The following is a 17,042-nucleotide window of genomic DNA, read 5'->3' on the forward strand; positions in this document are numbered from 1 at the left end:
GTAATTCCGCAAATCCGTCAACCGGCAACTCTCTAGCCGCCGAATCCCAGCTCTTTCAAGAATCGTTCATCCCTTGACCAGTCTTCCTGCACTTTGACAAAAAGTTTCAAGACCACATTGATGCCGAGCAGGTCCCGCAGTTCAAGGCGAGCGGACTGGCCGATCTTTTTCAGCATGGAACCCTGTTTGCCGATGATGATGCCTTTCTGTGATTTTCTTTCCACATAGATCGTGGCATCGATGGTGATTTTTTTTTCTTCCTCCCGGAAGCTGTCAACCATGACGGCGCAGGAGTAGGGGATTTCCTGGGTGGTGTTGAGAAAGATCTTTTCCCGGATGATTTCCGCGGCAATGAATCGTTCGGTGGCGTCGGTGGGGATGTCTTCCGGATACAGACGCGGCCCCTCGGGCAGCAATCGGAGCAGTTCCCGCAGCAGGAGATCGGTGCCGTCCTGTTTCAAGGCGGAGATGGGAATCATGGCACTGAAAGGATAGAGGCTCCGGTAGGCGTCGAGAATCGGCAGCAGCGCCGGGGGTTCCACCAGGTCGACCTTGTTGATGAGCAGAATTGCCGGTTTCCCGACGTTTTTCAGGTGGTCGGCGGCCACGCTGATTTTGCTCGGAACGGGAAAGGAAGTGTCGATCATGAAAACAATGACATCCACCTCGGCCAGGCTGTCGACCGCGATACGCACCATCTCCAGATTCAAGGGGCTGCGCGCCGCATGGATGCCGGGAGTGTCGATCATGACGATTTGAAAGTCATCACCATTGACAATGCCGAGAATTTTGTTTCTTGTGGTTTGTGGTTTCGGGGAAACAATGGAAATTTTCTGGCCGAGAAGCGCATTGAGCAGGGTTGATTTCCCCACATTGGGAGGACCGACCAGGGCAACGACACCCGATTTAACTTGCTTTTCTTCCGGTAAATCCATTAAGGTCTCCTGTTTTGGTTGTATGCCGCCTGCGTCGTTATAATGGAACTGTTCAGGCTCATGATGCTGTAGCCTGAAGACTCTTGATAAAAGAGGCCGTAACTGTCCAGGTGTTTCGGCGAAAGGCTGATGGAAAGGCGTCACTAAATATGCAGTCATGCGGTACAGTCAGCCCTATGGTCTTCAGTCTCTCACCGAAACACCTGAGTAGTTACTGTTTTTGCACGACGGCTTAATGAATCAGCGTATCCAGCGAGTGATATCACATTGCAGGGAAAAATCATAGAATATGTTGAGCAGGGCCGGTTTTTCTGCGCGCTGGTGCTCCAGGAGCAGAACAAGCGGCTGCGCATCATGAATCAGAACGGCCGCGAAATGAACATGCCCATGGCCAGGGTGCTCCATGAGTCGCGGGACAGGCATCCCCTGACCCTCACCCGGGAGGAGACCATGCGCTTGTTGCAGGAAATCGCCGACAGACGAGCCGCTTTGTCCCGGGATATCGGGCTTGAGGAAATCTGGCTCCTGGCGGTTGAAGAGGAGAATTCGGCTTTCAGCCCTCTTTTCCTGACGGAACTCTGTTTCGGCGGTGAAGCCGGCGATGATCAGACGGCCGCCTTTCTGCGGGCGGTTTTCGCTGATCGTTTTTTCTTTAAATTCCGTGACAATGCCATTCAGGTTCACTCCGCCGAGGTGGTTGAGCAGCTGCGTGAAAGGGCGGAAAAAGAGCGGATCCATGAGGAGATGATGGAAATCGGAGGCCGGGTGATCCAGGCAATCATGGCCGGGGAACGGCCGCCTGAGTGGCAGGAGCGGGACAGGTGTCTGGAAATCATCAAGGAGTTCTATCTCTACGGCTCTGAGGCCCGGGAAGCTGATCTGGCCCGTGATCTTCTGAAAAAAGGGGGACTTTCCCGGCCCCATGATCCCTATTTCCTGCTGGTCAAGGCGGGTATCTGGCAACCGGATGAAAATATCCCCCTGCTCCGGCAGGAGGTGCCGGTGGTCTTTGCGGATGATGTTCTGTCCCGGGCCAATCTGCTGGCCGAGCCTGATGAGGTGTCCCTGCTCGACGGAAAGCGCCGGGATTTCCGTCATCTGCCCCTGCTTACCATTGATGGTGAATTCACCAGGGACTTTGATGATGCCCTGCATGTGGAAAGAAAAGAGGATGGGTATCTGGTGGGGATTCACATTTCCGATGTCAGCGAATTTGTCCGACCGGGGGATGTGTTGTGTGAATCCGCCCGGGCACGGGGGACGTCGCTTTATTTCCCGGACCAGCAGATACCCATGCTGCCGAAATCATTGTCCGAAGGGGCATGCAGCCTGATTGAGGGCAGAAGCAGGCCGGCGCTTAGTTTTCTTGTTCATTTAAGCGGAGCGGGGGATGTGCTGGATTTCAAACTGGTCCGCAGCGTGGTGCGGGTCAAGCGGCGTATCACCTATCGGCAGGCGGAGGATCTGCTGGCCGAAGGCAATGATGAAGAACTGCGGCTTTTAAACGGCCTGGGGAACAGTCTGCAGAAAAAACGGCTGGACAACGGTGCTCTGATCATCCCCATTCCCGATGTGGTGATCAATATCGGAATAGACGGCCGGGTGCGGGTGAGGCTCGAGGACGTTGATTCCCAGGCCCGTACCCTGGTTGCCGAATTCATGGTGCTGGCCAATATGCTGGCGGCCCAGTATCTGGCCGATCGGCAGATACCCGGCCTGTACCGGAGTCAGGAAGCGCCGCGGCAGCGGCTCGGTTCCGGAATCCAGAAGGATCTTTTTGTCAATTTCCGGCAGCGACGTCATCTTGCCCGCGGATTGCTGTCGATTGATCCGAAGCCGCACAGCGGGGTGGGCACCGCCCAGTACACCACGGTGACATCTCCCATCCGGCGCATGCTTGATCTGGTCATGCAGCAGCAGTTAACCCATGTGCTGGAGGGCAAGGGGCCGCTCTACACCCTCGGCGACTGCCGGGATCTGGCTGCTTCGATTCTTGCCGCCCAGGCGCGGGCCAACCAGGTGCGGCAGCTCCGCAATCGCTACTGGCTCTTTAAGTATCTGGCCACCGAGGTGGGGGTGGGCAACAGGATGGATGCCCTGGTGCTGGAGATTCAGCCGCGCCGCGTGCAGGTGCTGTTGACCGATATCCTGCTTGAGGGTGATCTGCCCGCCAATCAGGGACCACGGGTGAGCCCGGGGGACAGGATCAGCGTCATGCTGGCCAAGGTCAATGCCCTGGACAACAGTTTCCAGCTGGAATGGTGATTCGATTGGGGATTTTGGATTGCGGAATTGATCGGCAAAAAATATTGACCCATTCTATCTCGCCGACAATGAAATCATTACCGCTACCGCCGGTAATGGAATCACTGCCGGCCAACCCATGGAGCAGGTCGTTGCCCGCCCCGCCGTCGATACTGAGATTGGGAGGGGTATCACCGGTCAGATAGAACTCATCATAACTGGGGAGAAAATAGTCGTCTGTTAGATCGCCGCTCACGCTCCCACTGAAAACATAGTGGCCTTCCCAGTGGTCCTCCACGTACACGCTTATTACTGTGGAGTTATCATTCCCGTCTGTGCCGGTCAGGACCCGGTCCGCCGACACCGCATCAAAGAGGGTGATGCCGAAATCGCCATTTTCAAAATCCGCGGCGCTGGTCTGGTTGGCAAAGGTGATGCTGTCCATGCCGTTCAACAGCGTTCAATGCTTTCAATTGCCTCCAGGATGTCAAGCAAAGAGATCTCTGTCGCGTCTCACAGGACAACAATCTCTTTCAGTATCCGTTCTCGCATGCGCGGACGCAGGCTGGTTTCGCTGACAACATCCACAGGTGATGTGCTATGGCAAGAAATGATGGGCGTCAAGGGTGGAAAACAATTGCGGTAGTGAGCAAATAAAATGTCCGGTTTTTATGATCACCGTGGAGGTGCGCATGAAACGTATATTGCAAGACCTGTCTCTTGATTTTTTTTACGGCTCTCTGCGCTGGATGGCCGTTATCCTGGTCAGATGTTTTTTGTCATAGGAAAAAATCTCGCTGACCTGATGACGCTGCATTGTTGCCACAATATAGCCGTCGATGAAATCAATGTTCTGAGCCATGTAATATTCGATGGCCTTTTCCACCAGGGTGGCGTTAATGACCTCAATGCCCGGAGTGGCGAGGATGGCCTTGATCATCGGCCCGATGGCGCTGTTTTCCAGTTTGTAGAACGATTCGAGAACCCAGACCACCTCGGCGAGAACCAGCTCGGTGGTCAGCAGCCGCTCTTTGCCGCCGGCAGCCGACTCCAGGAGCTTTTCCACCCTGTCCGCCTTGGCTGGGTCATCATTGGTGAGATAGCGGATAAAGACATTGGCATCGAGGAATTTCGCCTTCATGACATCTCATCAATGGCGCGGCGGCCCACCGCCTCCTTGGCGGCCTGCCGTTCCTGGTCAGGGGCTCCGCTGCCGGCCACTGAACCGCGAAAATCCCGGAGTGTCTTTACCGGCACCAGGATAATTCTGTCCCCTTCCATGAGAAAATCAACCCTGTCGTTCGGGTGGATTCCATATTTGTTTCTGATTGATACCGGAATCGTGACTTGGCCTTTTGTGGTTACCGTTGAAATCATTTTCTACCCTCCTGTCTGATTGCCTGCTTTTAGGATATGGTAAGAAATGATTGGCGTCAAGGGTGAAAATCAATTGAGGTGGGGTCTTGAAAAGTCAGTCTGCGCAATCTCGCTACCACAATCTCGGTACAATCTCGGGGGCACCATATTTATTTCTACTTCTTTTGCAGGAAGTCGTCAGACGAAGATGTCTGCTTGTGTAAGAATGGCCAGGAGTGTGCCTTCCGGCATGTCTCCGAAACGGGACTATCGTGCCTGCGCGGATGCTTGTTTCCGGTAACCGGAGAAGAATATGGGGCAGACCACGGTTTTAAGAATTTCGCGTAAAAGTGGTCTGCCCCCTATTGTTCCATATCGTCTGGGATTGCTGAATGGGGATTTGAAGGCAGGGGATTTGTTTTAAACTCAATCCGCAATCCGATATCCGCAATCCCAAATCAATCATAAATAATCGACGTATACTGCTCCAGGATGGCGCTGGTTTTCTCGTCAAGCTCGGAGGCCACTTCATGCACCTGGTATTCCTGCCCGCATGATTTGCATTTCAGCCGCACCCGGCGGCACATGCGCTTGACTTCGAGTTCCCCGTCGCATTTGCGGCATTTCATAACTGCTCACCCGGCCATCAGTTCGTCTTTGGTGAATACGGACTCAAGTTTGTAGCCGTTTGCCGCCAAAGTTTCCGCTCCCCCTTCCTGCCGGTCAACCACGGTGACGATCTGCGCCACCGTGTATCCCTGGGCCTGGACCCGGTCAATGACCTTGAGCAGGGTGCCGCCGGTGGTTACCACATCCTCCAGCAGGGTGACCAGGCACCCTTGCGGCATGTTTTTGATGCCTTCAATATACTGGTTCGTGCCGTGCCCTTTGGCTTCCTTGCGGACGATAAAGGCCGGGATCGGATCATGTTCCAGAAAACTGACAATGGACGCGGCCGTTACCAGCGGATCGGCGCCCAGGGTCATGCCGCCCACCGCCCCGATTTTTTCCGGATGCTTTCTGATCAGTTCAAAGATGAGTTTGCCGCACAGGTAGGCCCCTTCCGCGGAAAGGGTGGTCTGCTTGCCGTCAAAATAAAAATCGGACTCCCGTCCCGAGGTGAGGGTGAATTTCCCTTTGCGGAAGGATTTTTCCAGAATGATTTCTTTCAGTCGTTGTCTGTCTGTCATAAGTTTTGTCAACTCGCAAGTTTTTGAAAGTAATGTGCCAGGTTAGCCGTGGCGGATATCTTCGGAACAATCAGCCCGTCTTTTGACGCCATGGCCACCATGGCGCCGGGGCCGTGACCGGCAAGCACGCAATCGGAATGAACGATGATGCCGATCACCACGCCGCCGGTCTTGTAGATGCGGCCATAGGTGGCGTCGGCATCGATGATGGCGACGATGTCGCCCAGCTTCAGGTCGGCCAGGCCATACTCCGCCACCGTTGGTTTGTCGAACAGCTGGATGTCGTAATCGCCGGAGTTGCTGTGGGAGTGGCCGATGCCTGATCCCATGATCTTGGCCGGCACCGTATGGGTTACCGGTACTTCAAGTCTGCCGTCTTTGCGTTTTTTCAGGCCCATGACATCCGGCAGGGCCGGGTCGAGGTTCATGACCTTTATGCCGGGGAAATCGGTGAGGGAAAGCCCGCAGCCAAAGGCCTTGATCTGGATCTTGTCGCCGATGACGAGCTGTTCCAGGATTTCCGGTTCAAAGTCAACGAGCACATGGTCGATGCCGCCGTGTTTGCCGGTGACCCGGCCGGTCTTGCCCTGGGCCTCGCCGCTGATCACCCGCGCCGTGTTGCCGACGCAGGAAAAGAGATTCAATGCCCGGTTTGGACCGGGCTGGCCCTGGAACTGGGTGAAGTTGGAGATGGAGACCCCCGGTTCGACATGGTCGGCAAAGAGCCCGCAGGCAGGATCGCCGATGCGGACGTTATAGGTGATGCCGCCCACGCCGGGATAGACATCGGAACGGCCGTCCGGGTCGATGCGGTAGGGGTTGACCCCGCCCAGCGGCGAGGTGATCTCGCCGAGAACCGATTGGCACACCAATTGTTTGACATTTGTTTTCAGCATAGAGGTCGATTCCTTTTATTTAAACATTGAAACGGAAATTGATGCAATCCCCATCCTGCACAATGTATTCTTTTCCCTCAAGCCGCCAGAGCCCTTTTTCCTTGGCCGCCGCTTCACTGCCGCATTTGATGTAATCTTCGTAGGAGATGATTTCCGCCCGGATAAAGCCCCGTTCAAAATCAGTGTGAATGACGCCGGCCGCCTTGGGGGCGGTGGTGCTCTTGGGGATGGTCCAGGCCCTGGTTTCCTTTTCTCCCACCGTGAAGTAGTTGATCAGACCGAGCAGATCGTAGCCGGCCCGGATCAGCCGGTTGAGGCCGGATTCCTCCATGCCCATGTCGGCGAGAAAATCCTTCTGCTCCTCTTTGGACAGGTTGGAAAGTTCCTCCTCGATGGCGCCGGATATAAGGACAACAAGCGAGCCTTCCTCCTTTGCCTTTTCCTTAAGTTTTTCCACCCACTGGTTGCCGGCGGCAATGTCTTCTTCCCGGACGTTGGCCACGTACAGCACCGGTTTTGCCGTCAGCAGGCAGAGTTCGCGGAGCAGGGATTTGCCGGTTTCGTCCGTTTCCAGGAGCCGGGCCGGTTTGCCGCTGTCAAGCAGTTCCTGCAGCTTTTCCAGAATGGCGGCCTGGGCCTTGTAGAGCTTGTCCCCGGACTTGGCTTGGGACCTGGTCTTGTCCAGTCTCCGGCCCACGGTTTCCATGTCGGCCAGGATGAGTTCCATGTTGATCACCTCGCGGTCGCGCAGCGGATCGATGGAGCCGTCAACATGGACGATGTTGGAGTCCTCGAAACAGCGGACCACATGGGCAATGGCGTCAACCTGGCGGATGTGACCGAGAAACTGGTTGCCGAGGCCCTCTCCCTTGCTGGCGCCGCTGACCAGTCCGGCAATATCGACAAATTCCATCTGGGCATTGACCTTGACGCGGGTCTTGGCCAACTCCGCCAGTTTGTCGAGCCGCTCGTCCGGCACCGGCACCTTGCCCACATTGGGTTCAATGGTGCAGAAAGGGTAGTTGGCCGATTCGATGCCGGCCGAGGTAAGGGCGTTAAATATAGTGGATTTGCCCACATTGGGCAGTCCGACAATGCCGCAGCGAAAACCCATAGCATTCTCCTTCATATTAAAATAGTTAACGCAAAGCAACCAAGGCGTCACAGGCACGGGCAGGCTTTGGCCGTGACTCCGTATCTCAGCGGCTTTGCGTTAAAATAATGCTGTTTGTGTAAAAATGAGTACCTTATATAATGAGTTCTTTTCAATCAGGCAAGGATTGATTATCGTTGAAGGCGAAATGAGCAAGCCGACACCGATCCGCACATTACTGAGTTCCCTGATTGCCGCAAAAGGATGGGAGGGGCGCGTCGAGCTCAACCAGGTTTTCCTTTTCTGGGATGAACTGGTTGGCCCGGATATCGCGAAATATGCCCAGCCCCACCTGATCCGCAAGGATATTCTTTGGCTGCGGGTCTCGGATTCCGTCTGGATGCAGCAGCTGCAGTTCTTGAAGATCATGCTCCTGGAAAAATTGAATCAGCGGCTGAAAAAAGCCAGGTTTGTCGACCTGCGTTTTCAGTTGGACAGCACGCTGGGAGAGGAAATTGCCGGCAGGAGCGAGCCTCCCCGTGTAGCCCAACCTCCGTCAGCGGCAAAAAGGTGGGAATTTGAAGCGCTGCTCGGCACCATCCAGGATGAGGAGATCAAGGAGGCGATCCGCACATGCTGGCTCAAAACAGGCAACCTGCAGCGGTCGGAAGATCCGGAAGTTGAAAAATGATGGATTCGTAAAAAATCCCGACTCTAAATTTTCGGGACGATAAAACAGCGGCTTATCGCGGACTGTGCGGCTGTCGAGCGGCTTTTTCGCGAGACGGTTAAAACTCCTTGTTTGAGTCAATGAGCAGGGTCACCGGGCCGTCGTTGATCAGTTCAACCTCCATCATCGCCTGAAAGATGCCGGTTGCCACCGGCAGATGTCGTCCCATCTTGGCGACAAAATCGAGATACAGTTCATTGGCCCGTGGCGGGGGAGCGGCGTGGGAATAGGAAGGACGCCTGCCCTTCCGGCAGTCACCGAACAGGGTGAACTGGGACACGGCCAGAATCTCGCCCTTGATGTCGGCCACCGAAAGGTTCATCTTGTCTTCCTGGTCGGGAAAAATGCGCAGGTGGAGTATTTTTTCCACCATATAATCAACGTCTTTCTCCGTGTCCTCCCGGCTGACGCCGAGCAGGACCAGCAGGCCGCGGCCGATGGCACCCACTGTCTTGCCTTCCACCATGACCCCAGCCTTTTTGACCAGCTGCACCACCGCCCTCATAAATTTCCCCCCAAAAATTGCAGGACAGCCATGGCGGACAAGGCTGCCGTTTCCGCCCGCAGGGTCCGCTTGCCGAGCGACACCGGGAGAAAGCCCGCCAGTTCCGCCCGGTTGACCTCCTCTTTACTGAAGCCTCCCTCCGGCCCGATCAGGGCGATGACCGACAATGACGATGCCGGTGGGCCGATGTCGTGCAGCCGGCTTTCGGTTTCTTTTTCCCACAGAATGATTTTTTTGTCATAGCCCGTTGATTCGGCAAGCAGCGTGTTGAAGTGGACGACTTCTCCCAATTGGAGGGGAACGGGTCGGCCGCATTGTTTGCACGATTCCAGCACGATTTTTTCCCAGCGGGAACGTTTCATCTCTTTGGGGGGCGTTACCGCGCAGTGGTCCGAGGAAAAGGGCAAAAATGCCGTTACCCCCAGCTCATTGGCCTTCTGGGCAAGAAAGTCCATTTTTTGCCCCTTGAGCAGCCCTTGGGCAATGGTCAGGCTTGGGGAATCCGGCTGGTGGATTTCCCGGGAAAGAATGGTCAGGAACACATCATGACCGGTCTGCGCCACCTCTGCCTGGTAAACGGCGCCGCGGCCGTCGAGCAGTTCAACGGCTGCTCCCGCTTGCAGGCGCAACACCTTGCATAAATGATGCGCCTCCCGCCCTCTGAGAATGGCCTGGTTGTTATTTGTGTCTTCAGGATCAATGAAAAATCGGTGCATGAGGGAAATATCAGGAGGAAAAAAGAAATGCCTGCCATTCACCCTCGATGGGTGACTGCTTGAGACGAAGGCCGAGCGTGCCGAACGTCTGCCTGATGGACTGCGCCTGTTCGCCGGCGAGGATTCCCGCCAGTACGAGCTTGCCGCCGGGGGCCATTATTCGATGGAGAATGGGGGCAAGCAGGGTCAGGACATCGCTTGTGATATTGGCCACCACCAGATCAAAGGGGCCGGGGAATTCCTCGAGATCCGCGCCGCTGACGCCGACCGCATGGTCAAGTCTGTTCTGGCTGACGTTTTCCCTGGCACAGACCACGGCGTCCGGGTCATTGTCAATTGCCGTTACCCGCGGCGCGCCGAGAAAGGCCGCCGCCATGGCCAGGATGCCCGTGCCGGTGCCCACGTCAAGCACGGTTTGCGGTTTGTTTGTTTCGGCGAAGGCCGCTTCGACGAGGGAGAGGGCAAGCCGGGTGCTGGCGTGCAGGCCGGTGCCGAAGGCCAGGCCGGGATCTATTTCTATGATGATTTCTTCTTCTCCCGGCCGGTACGATTCCCAGGTCGGCTTAATGGTGATGCGGTTTGTGATGCGGACCGGCTTGAAATGCTTTTTCCAGTTTTTTCCCCAGTCTTCCTCGATGATTTCCGCAAATGACGCCTGAGGCTTTTCCCCGGTCAGGTGCTGGATGAAATGGAGGATTTTTTTTCTGTTCACCTCCAGCTCCGCATCATTTTCCAGGTACCCGGTAACGGTTGAGGCGGAAGGCTCGGCCCCGGGCTGGATCATGGATTGTTCGACGCCGCCGCCGGTCAGTTCGGCAAGAAATGATGCGGTAATGTCGGAAAACTCGTCAGCGACACGGATGGACACTCTGGTCCAGCTTCTGGGGGGGCGATGGCTAAATGTATCGTTCATGGGGGTATCTTTATATTATAAGGAAAGAGCTGTCATGTGGTTTGGTTGTGCCCGCAAACACGGTTTTTTTTGCGAGTTTGTCACGCTTTGTTGTCGAAGCGGGCGGCAAGTTCGGGTACTATATATTGATTCGTATGGTATTTGTTTCATTTTTGCTGAAGGAGCAAACTATCATGCCGGTTACGATATGTGCAAGATAAAAGGATGCATGAATGAATGGAGCGTTTCCCTGAATGTCTATTTTTGATTTGACCATACGCAAAAAAGTCATTTTCTTTTTTCTCCTGCTGCTGTTTTCCTTCCTTGTTTTCCATATGTGGAATGCGATGCGGGCCGACGAAAGGTCGGCGGAAGGCATGATCGTCCTGGCCGACTTGTTTGAACGGATAAGCGAGGCGCAGCTCAATATCATCGAGGCCGGCGGCCTTGCCGGCAAAATATACCTGTCGCCCAAAGAGGCAAGCCGCATTGAAGCGGAAGTTGAACGCCTGCGGCAGGAGTTTGTCGACGGAGGCCATCGTATCGCGAATTTTTCCCTGTCGCGGGGCACGGAGCAGGTCGGTCGTTTTGTTGAACATGGCAGCCGGTTTTATCAGGAGCTGAAGGGCTTGCTGCCGTTAAAAAAAAAGATGATGGAAACTTGTGTTTCTTCTGATGGCATTTTGAAGCCGGTATATGAAATTATTCAGGAACGTCGGCTGATCCATTATAAATTCGTTAACCAGCTCGCGGCAAATGTCAGGAAGGGGGAAAGATTTTTTGAGGCAGGTGAATACAGCAAATGCAGTTTCTCTCCTTGGGTGGATGCGCATGCGCAAACCCTGGATCCGGTTTTGCAAAAAATGTTGCGAGCAGTTGAACCCTTGCATCAAGAACTGCATGATATAGCTGCCAAGGCAGATCAGCTTGTCGTAGAAGGACAGGGTGAGTCGGCAAAAAAAATGATGGACAGGGCATTCGTTACTCTGAGCCTGTTGGATGGGAGATTACATGATATTACAGAATACGCGGATGAAAAATACCGGAAAGCCCTGTCGGATTTTCTGGCCCAGAAAGAAAAGACGATGGGCCTGCATGGTGAAACTCTTGAAATTCTTTTCGGCTGGAAGGCATATCTGAAAAATACCGTATTGCCCGATGCGGAGAGCGCGATGCATTCCTCTTTTGCCTGGAGTCGTTTGCTTCTCGTCGTCGTGGCGGTACTGGCCATCCTCCTGGCTTTGGCCATTTGTTTTTTAACTGCCAGAAAAACGGCTTTATCGTTCAGGGCGACCCAGGAATCGAATGAGACCATTCGCTCAAGTCTGGAGAAGCAGCAGCAACTTATTTATAACCTGGAACAGGAAATTGAGCGGCGCAAGAATGTCGAGGCGGAGCTTCAGGCGGCGAATCAGGAACTTGAAGACATGGCGGTGACGGATGGATTGACCGGGCTCTATAATCATCGTTTCATGAAGCAGTTTCTGCACATGGAGCACAACCGGGCCATCCGGCATCAGCACGATCTGTCGGTGATCATGATTGATATTGATTTTTTTAAAAAGGTCAATGATGCCTATGGCCATGGTTGTGGAGATGTGGTGCTGCTCGGCATCGGTGAAATTCTCCAGCAGCGCGTCCGTTCGACGGACATGATCGCCCGTTTTGATGTGGATCAGGCGGTGGTGGCCCGTTACGGCGGAGAGGAAATGGCGATTATCCTGCCGGAAACACCGCTGGAGGGCGCGGTTGGCCTGGCGGAGGATCTGCGCCGGATGATAGAAAATTATACCTTTCACTGCGAAGAGGTGCAAATGAACGTTACGGTCAGTATCGGTGTGGCCGCCAGCACCAAGGCAAAGGATGAGACATGGAGTGCGCTGCTCGGACGGGCTGATGCCGCGCTTTACCGGGCCAAAAACGGTGGAAGAAACCGCGTGGAGCAAATCGTCTGAACTATGGAAAAAAAAGCCCTTGTGCAATTGCTGAAGCAGGTGAAAGAGGGGCGCTGTCCGGTCGATGATGCCCTGGTAGCCATACAGCGGATGGATTCGGAAGATCTGGGTTTTGCCTGTCTTGACCACCATCGGCCCTTGCGGACCGGCATCCCGGAAGTTGTGTTCGGGGAAAATAAAAGCCCTGAGCAGATAAAAAAAATTTTTACCGGAATGCTCTTGCGAGACGGTGCCGTCATGGCGACCCGGGTCAGCGCCGAGAAGGCTGCTGAGGTTTGCCGCGACATCCCTGATGCCGTTTATCATGAGGAAGCCCGCATGCTGGTGGCGAGAAAAGAAGAGATGCGTGAAGGACATTTGTTTGTGGCGGTCGTTGCCGCGGGCACATCCGATATTCCCGTGGCCGAAGAGGCGAGGGTTACCCTGCAAAGTCTCGGCTACGCAGTGACCCCTGTTTATGATGTGGGAGTGGCTGGTATTCACCGCCTCTATTCGCGGATGGATGTGCTGTCCGCCGCTTCGGTGCTGATTGTCGTGGCGGGTATGGAGGGGGCGTTGCCGAGCGTGGTTGCCGGGCTGGTCGACATCCCTGTTGTCGCCGTGCCGACCAGTGTCGGCTATGGCAGCGGATTCGGCGGTATTGCCGCTCTGCTCGGCATGTTGAACAGCTGCGCGCCGGGGATGGCGGTGGTCAATATTGATAATGGTTTTGGCGCGGCCTGCATGGCGGCGTTGATAGTTCGCGGTATGAAAAGGTTGACTTAGCAGTGCGGATGGTAGATTTTTTTGAGTGATATCAATATATTGCCCTTTTTGTTTAAATAAAAATAAAAAGAATATTGACAAGGGGAGGGGCATCAAGTAGTTTGTCGGTCTTTCGGCGGCCGGCAAGCGCAAGCGGATGCGGGTCGGGAAAAAAAGAAGTAAAAAAGATGTTGACAGTCTCCGGTGATCTGGGTAGTATGTGCGGATCGCCTCACGAAAAAGGGGGCTGTTTAAAAGGGTGTAAGTCCTTGCCGATCTTTGAAAACTGAATAGCAAACTATATGGGCCTCGCTGTCTTGAGAGAGACAGCAACGTTTAATTATTTGAGTAGAACAAAAGTCGGATGTAAGTCTGACTCTAGGATATCAAACTGGAGAGTTTGATCCTGGCTCAGAACGAACGCTGGCGGCGTGCTTAACACATGCAAGTCGAACGAGAAAGGAGTCCTTCGGGACTCCGAGTAGAGTGGCGCACGGGTGAGTAACGCGTAGATAATCTACCCTTATGTCTGGAATAACTGTGCGAAAGCGCAGCTAATACCGGATGAGTTCTTTTTGTCGCAAGGCAGGGAGAAGAAAGATAGCTTTCGGGCTGTCGCGTGAGGATGAGTCTGCGTACCATTAGCTAGTAGGCGGGGTAAGAGCCCACCTAGGCTACGATGGTTAGCGGGTCTGAGAGGATGATCCGCCACACTGGAACTGGAACACGGACCAGACTCCTACGGGAGGCAGCAGTGAGGAATTTTGCGCAATGGGGGCAACCCTGACGCAGCAACGCCGCGTGGGTGATGAAGGCTTTCGGGTCGTAAAGCCCTGTCAAGTGGGAAGAAACGTTGACGTATGAATAGTGCGTCAATTTGACGGTACCGCTAAAGGAAGCACCGGCTAACTCCGTGCCAGCAGCCGCGGTAATACGGAGGGTGCAAGCGTTGTTCGGAATTACTGGGCGTAAAGGGCGCGTAGGCGGCGCTGTAAGTCAGATGTGAAAGTCCACGGCTCAACCGTGGAAGTGCATCTGATACTGCAGCGCTTGAGTATCGGAGGGGAAAGTAGAATTCCCGGTGTAGAGGTGAAATTCGTAGATATCGGGAGGAATACCGGTGGCGAAGGCGACTTTCTGGACGAATACTGACGCTGATGCGCGAAAGCGTGGGGAGCAAACAGGATTAGATACCCTGGTAGTCCACAGCTGTAAACGATGTACACTAGATGTTGGGGGTGTTGACCCCTCCAGTGTCGCAGCAAACGCATTAAGTGTACCGCCTGGGGAGTACGGTCGCAAGATTAAAACTCAAAGGAATTGACGGGGGCCCGCACAAGCGGTGGAGCATGTGGTTTAATTCGACGCAACGCGAAGAACCTTACCTGGTCTTGACATCCCGAGAATCTTCTGGAAACAGGAGAGTGCCTTCAACCGAAGGAGCTTGGAGACAGGTGCTGCATGGCTGTCGTCAGCTCGTGTCGTGAGATGTTGGGTTAAGTCCCGCAACGAGCGCAACCCTCGCCTTTAGTTGCCAGCATTAAGTTGGGCACTCTAGAGGGACTGCCGGTGTCAAACCGGAGGAAGGTGGGGATGACGTCAAGTCCTCATGGCCTTTATGACCAGGGCTACACACGTACTACAATGGCAGGTACAAAGGGCGGCGAGCTTGCGAAAGTCAGCTAATCCCGTAAAACCTGTCTCAGTCCGGATCGCAGTCTGCAACTCGACTGCGTGAAGTTGGAATCGCTAGTAATCGTGGATCAGCATGCCACGGTGAATACGTTCCCGGGCCTTGTACACACCGCCCGTCACACCACGAGAGTCGGTTGTACCAGAAGCGGTTGAGCTAACCTTCGGGGGGCAGGCTGCCAAGGTATGGCTGGTAATTGGGGTGAAGTCGTAACAAGGTAGCCCTAGGGGAACCTGGGGCTGGATCACCTCCTTTTAAAGGAAGAAGCTCTGAGTAAAATCAGGAGCTTGGTCAACGCCCATATAGAATTGCTATTCAGTTTTGAGAGATCGGTTTTTTGGTCTTTGGAGTGGAGTTGATATAGGCGGGGAGCCGCGAGGTTTCTGTCTGTGAGAACGGGCCTATAGCTCAGTTTCGGTTAGAGCGCACGCCTGATAAGCGTGAGGTCACTGGTTCAAGTCCAGTTAGGCCCACCAGGTAACGCTCAAACGTTCAAACGCAGCAACGTTTAAACGTTGGAACGCTGAAACGCTTGCACGTTGGCCCGTTAATCGGGGGTGTAGCTCAGCTGGGAGAGCGCCTGCCTTGCACGCAGGAGGTCATCGGTTCGATCCCGTTCACCTCCACCAAATAAAGCAATTGATAATTGCAAATTGATAAAGAGCCGAATCATTATCAATTTGCAATTATCAATTATGAATTGATAGTCGTAGTTTAGTTCTTTGACAATTGAATAGGTTTTTTAATTATTAGTTGTAGAGTAGCTGAGTTTTTAAGAGAATTGATCATAGTTTAGGATTTATGGTCAAGCTACTAAGGGCAGACGGTGGATGCCTTGGCACTGATAGGCGATGAAGGACGCGGAAAGCTGCGAAAAGCTTCGGGGAGCCGCTAACAGGCTTTGATCCGGAGGTATCCGAATGGGGAAACCCACCTGGGGTTATGCTCAGGTATTATGAAGTGAATACATAGCTTCATGAGGCGAACGCAGGGAACTGAAACATCTAAGTACCTGTAGGAGAAGAAATCAATTGAGATTCCGTTAGTAGTGGCGAGCGAACGCGGAAAAGCCCAAACCATGGCACTTGTGTCATGGGGTTGTGGGGCCCCGACATGGGATTGAGGAGAGATAGTAGAACGGCATGGAAAGGCCGACCATAGACGGTGAGAGTCCGGTATACGAAATTTCAAATCACCCTAGGGTGTCCCCGAGTACCACGAGGCACGTGAAACCTAGTGGGAATCCGGGAGGACCATCTTCCAAGGCTAAATACTCATCAGTGACCGATAGTGAACCAGTACCGTGAGGGAAAGGTGAAAAGTACGGGGGGACCCGAGTGAAATAGTACCTGAAACCGTCTGCTTACAAGCGGTAGGAGCACGATGTCGTAAGACCGTGTGACTGCGTGCCTTTTGCATAATGAGTCAACGAGTTACCCTATGCAGCGAGGTTAAGCCGAGAGGTGTAGCCGTAGCGAAAGCGAGTCTTAACAGGGCGAATAGTTGCATGGGGTAGACCCGAAACCGGGTGATCTATCCATGGCCAGGGTGAAGCGAAGGTAACACTTCGTGGAGGCCCGAACAGGTGTAGGTTGAAAACTGCTCTGATGAGCTGTGGATAGGAGTGAAAGGCTAATCAAACTCGGTGATAGCTGGTTTTCTCCGAAATATATTTAGGTATAGCCTCGCACGATGACTGACGGAGGTAGAGCACTGACTGGACTAGGGGGTCTTACCGACTTACCAACCCCAATCAAACTCCGAATGCCGTCAAGCTCAAATGCGGGAGTCAGACTACGGGAGATAAGTTCCGTGGTCGAAAGGGAAACAGCCCAGACCGACAGCTAAGGTCCCAAAATACATGCTAAGTGGTAAAGGATGTGGAACTGCCCAGACAACCAGGAGGTTGGCTTAGAAGCAGCAACCCTTTAAAGATAGCGTAATAGCTCACTGGTCGAGTGGGTCTGCGCCTAAAATTTAACGGGGCTCAAGCATGTTACCGAAGCTTCGGATCGAATTTATTCGATGGTAGGAGAACATTGTAGCGCCGTAGAAGGTATATCGAAAGAAGTGCTGGAGGTTCTACAAGAGCT

Annotated in this window: 13 protein-coding genes, 2 tRNA genes, 2 rRNA genes and 1 pseudogene (1 of these 18 only partly in view); 8 read left to right on the forward strand and 10 right to left on the reverse strand. The window is 53.9% G+C overall.

Features of this window, described 5'->3' with window-relative positions; translation table 11 throughout:
- Positions 1-32: 32 nt before the first annotated feature.
- Positions 33-935, reverse strand: a complete 903-nt coding sequence (locus BM485_06515) for a GTPase Era (GenBank protein ID OKY75982.1) — start codon at positions 933-935, stop codon at positions 33-35.
- Positions 936-1,196: 261 nt separating this feature from the next.
- Between BM485_06515 and BM485_06520 the strand changes: the two genes are divergently transcribed.
- The gene (locus tag BM485_06520) at positions 1,197-3,200 is read left to right on the forward strand and encodes a hypothetical protein (GenBank protein ID OKY75983.1); all 2,004 of its coding nucleotides are present in this window, start codon (positions 1,197-1,199) and stop codon (positions 3,198-3,200) included.
- Here BM485_06520 and BM485_06525 read toward each other — a convergent pair.
- From BM485_06525 to BM485_06550, 6 genes and pseudogenes are all read right to left on the reverse strand, one after another.
- Complete coding sequence (locus BM485_06525; protein ID OKY75984.1) at positions 3,163-3,624, reverse strand: hypothetical protein; 462 nt, start codon at positions 3,622-3,624, stop codon at positions 3,163-3,165. The two genes, BM485_06520 and BM485_06525, sit on opposite strands and share 38 nt — an antisense overlap.
- A 285-nt stretch (positions 3,625-3,909) precedes the next feature.
- Positions 3,910-4,320 (reverse strand): hypothetical protein, encoded by a 411-nt coding sequence (locus BM485_06530; protein ID OKY75985.1) that lies wholly within the window; start codon positions 4,318-4,320, stop codon positions 3,910-3,912.
- 113 nt (positions 4,321-4,433) lie between these two features.
- Positions 4,434-4,556: pseudogene (locus BM485_06535) on the reverse strand (AbrB family transcriptional regulator).
- 614 nt (positions 4,557-5,170) lie between these two features.
- Positions 5,171-5,725 carry an orotate phosphoribosyltransferase gene (locus BM485_06540; GenBank protein ID OKY76008.1) on the reverse strand — a complete coding sequence of 185 codons (555 nt, stop codon included), beginning with the start codon at positions 5,723-5,725 and terminating at the stop codon, positions 5,171-5,173.
- Between the two features lie 8 nt (positions 5,726-5,733).
- Positions 5,734-6,621, reverse strand: a complete 888-nt coding sequence (locus BM485_06545; protein ID OKY75986.1) for a DUF4438 domain-containing protein — start codon at positions 6,619-6,621, stop codon at positions 5,734-5,736.
- 19 nt (positions 6,622-6,640) lie between these two features.
- On the reverse strand, positions 6,641-7,735 hold the full coding sequence (locus BM485_06550) for a redox-regulated ATPase YchF (GenBank protein OKY75987.1): 1,095 nt from the start codon (positions 7,733-7,735) through the stop codon (positions 6,641-6,643).
- A 166-nt stretch (positions 7,736-7,901) separates the two neighbouring features.
- Here BM485_06550 and BM485_06555 point away from each other — a divergent pair, with 166 nt between their 5' ends.
- Positions 7,902-8,405, forward strand: coding sequence for a hypothetical protein (locus BM485_06555; protein OKY75988.1), 504 nt, complete (start codon positions 7,902-7,904; stop codon positions 8,403-8,405).
- 97 nt (positions 8,406-8,502) lie between these two features.
- Here the strand turns inward: BM485_06555 and BM485_06560 are convergent, their stop codons facing one another.
- From BM485_06560 to BM485_06570, 3 genes are read right to left on the reverse strand one after another with little or no spacing between them, the layout of a single operon-like run.
- Positions 8,503-8,949 carry a D-tyrosyl-tRNA(Tyr) deacylase gene (locus BM485_06560; GenBank protein ID OKY75989.1) on the reverse strand — a complete coding sequence of 149 codons (447 nt, stop codon included), beginning with the start codon at positions 8,947-8,949 and terminating at the stop codon, positions 8,503-8,505.
- Positions 8,946-9,665 carry a hypothetical protein gene (locus tag BM485_06565; protein ID OKY76009.1) on the reverse strand — a complete coding sequence of 240 codons (720 nt, stop codon included), beginning with the start codon at positions 9,663-9,665 and terminating at the stop codon, positions 8,946-8,948. The genes BM485_06560 and BM485_06565 overlap by 4 nt, the downstream gene beginning before the upstream one ends.
- 10 nt (positions 9,666-9,675) lie before the next feature.
- Positions 9,676-10,533 (reverse strand): ribosomal protein L11 methyltransferase, encoded by an 858-nt coding sequence (locus tag BM485_06570; protein ID OKY75990.1) that lies wholly within the window; start codon positions 10,531-10,533, stop codon positions 9,676-9,678.
- Positions 10,534-10,826: 293 nt separating this feature from the next.
- Between BM485_06570 and BM485_06575 the strand changes: the two genes are divergently transcribed.
- From BM485_06575 to BM485_06600, 6 genes are all read left to right on the forward strand, one after another.
- Positions 10,827-12,512 (forward strand): hypothetical protein, encoded by a 1,686-nt coding sequence (locus BM485_06575; GenBank protein OKY75991.1) that lies wholly within the window; start codon positions 10,827-10,829, stop codon positions 12,510-12,512.
- A 3-nt stretch (positions 12,513-12,515) separates the two neighbouring features.
- Complete coding sequence (locus BM485_06580; GenBank protein OKY75992.1) at positions 12,516-13,277, forward strand: 1-(5-phosphoribosyl)-5-amino-4-imidazole-carboxylate carboxylase; 762 nt, start codon at positions 12,516-12,518, stop codon at positions 13,275-13,277.
- 367 nt (positions 13,278-13,644) lie between these two features.
- Positions 13,645-15,207 (forward strand): 16S ribosomal RNA (locus tag BM485_06585).
- 139 nt (positions 15,208-15,346) lie between these two features.
- A tRNA-Ile gene (locus tag BM485_06590) sits at positions 15,347-15,425 on the forward strand.
- Positions 15,426-15,502: 77 nt separating this feature from the next.
- A tRNA-Ala gene (locus BM485_06595) sits at positions 15,503-15,578 on the forward strand.
- Between the two features lie 171 nt (positions 15,579-15,749).
- Positions 15,750-17,042: ribosomal RNA gene (locus BM485_06600) — 23S ribosomal RNA — on the forward strand; its annotated part runs 1,325 nt beyond the window's last position; the annotation flags it as partial.

The sequence above is a fragment of the Desulfobulbaceae bacterium DB1 genome (assembly GCA_001914235.1).
In the GTDB taxonomy this organism is placed as follows: Bacteria; Desulfobacterota; Desulfobulbia; order Desulfobulbales; family SURF-16; genus DB1.

What these genes read in the sequence shown, in the direction of transcription:
- BM485_06515 (OKY75982.1), bottom strand. Translation starts at nt 935, where the DNA reads ATGGATTTACCGGAAGAAAAGCAAGTTAAATCGGGTGTCGTTGCCCTG.
- BM485_06525 (OKY75984.1), bottom strand. Translation starts at nt 3,624, where the DNA reads ATGGACAGCATCACCTTTGCCAACCAGACCAGCGCCGCGGATTTTGAA.
- BM485_06530 (OKY75985.1), bottom strand. Translation starts at nt 4,320, where the DNA reads ATGAAGGCGAAATTCCTCGATGCCAATGTCTTTATCCGCTATCTCACC.
- BM485_06540 (OKY76008.1), bottom strand. Translation starts at nt 5,725, where the DNA reads ATGACAGACAGACAACGACTGAAAGAAATCATTCTGGAAAAATCCTTC.
- BM485_06545 (OKY75986.1), bottom strand. Translation starts at nt 6,621, where the DNA reads ATGCTGAAAACAAATGTCAAACAATTGGTGTGCCAATCGGTTCTCGGC.
- BM485_06550 (OKY75987.1), bottom strand. Translation starts at nt 7,735, where the DNA reads ATGGGTTTTCGCTGCGGCATTGTCGGACTGCCCAATGTGGGCAAATCC.
- BM485_06560 (OKY75989.1), bottom strand. Translation starts at nt 8,949, where the DNA reads ATGAGGGCGGTGGTGCAGCTGGTCAAAAAGGCTGGGGTCATGGTGGAA.
- BM485_06565 (OKY76009.1), bottom strand. Translation starts at nt 9,665, where the DNA reads ATGCACCGATTTTTCATTGATCCTGAAGACACAAATAACAACCAGGCC.
- BM485_06580 (OKY75992.1), top strand. Translation starts at nt 12,516, where the DNA reads ATGGAAAAAAAAGCCCTTGTGCAATTGCTGAAGCAGGTGAAAGAGGGG.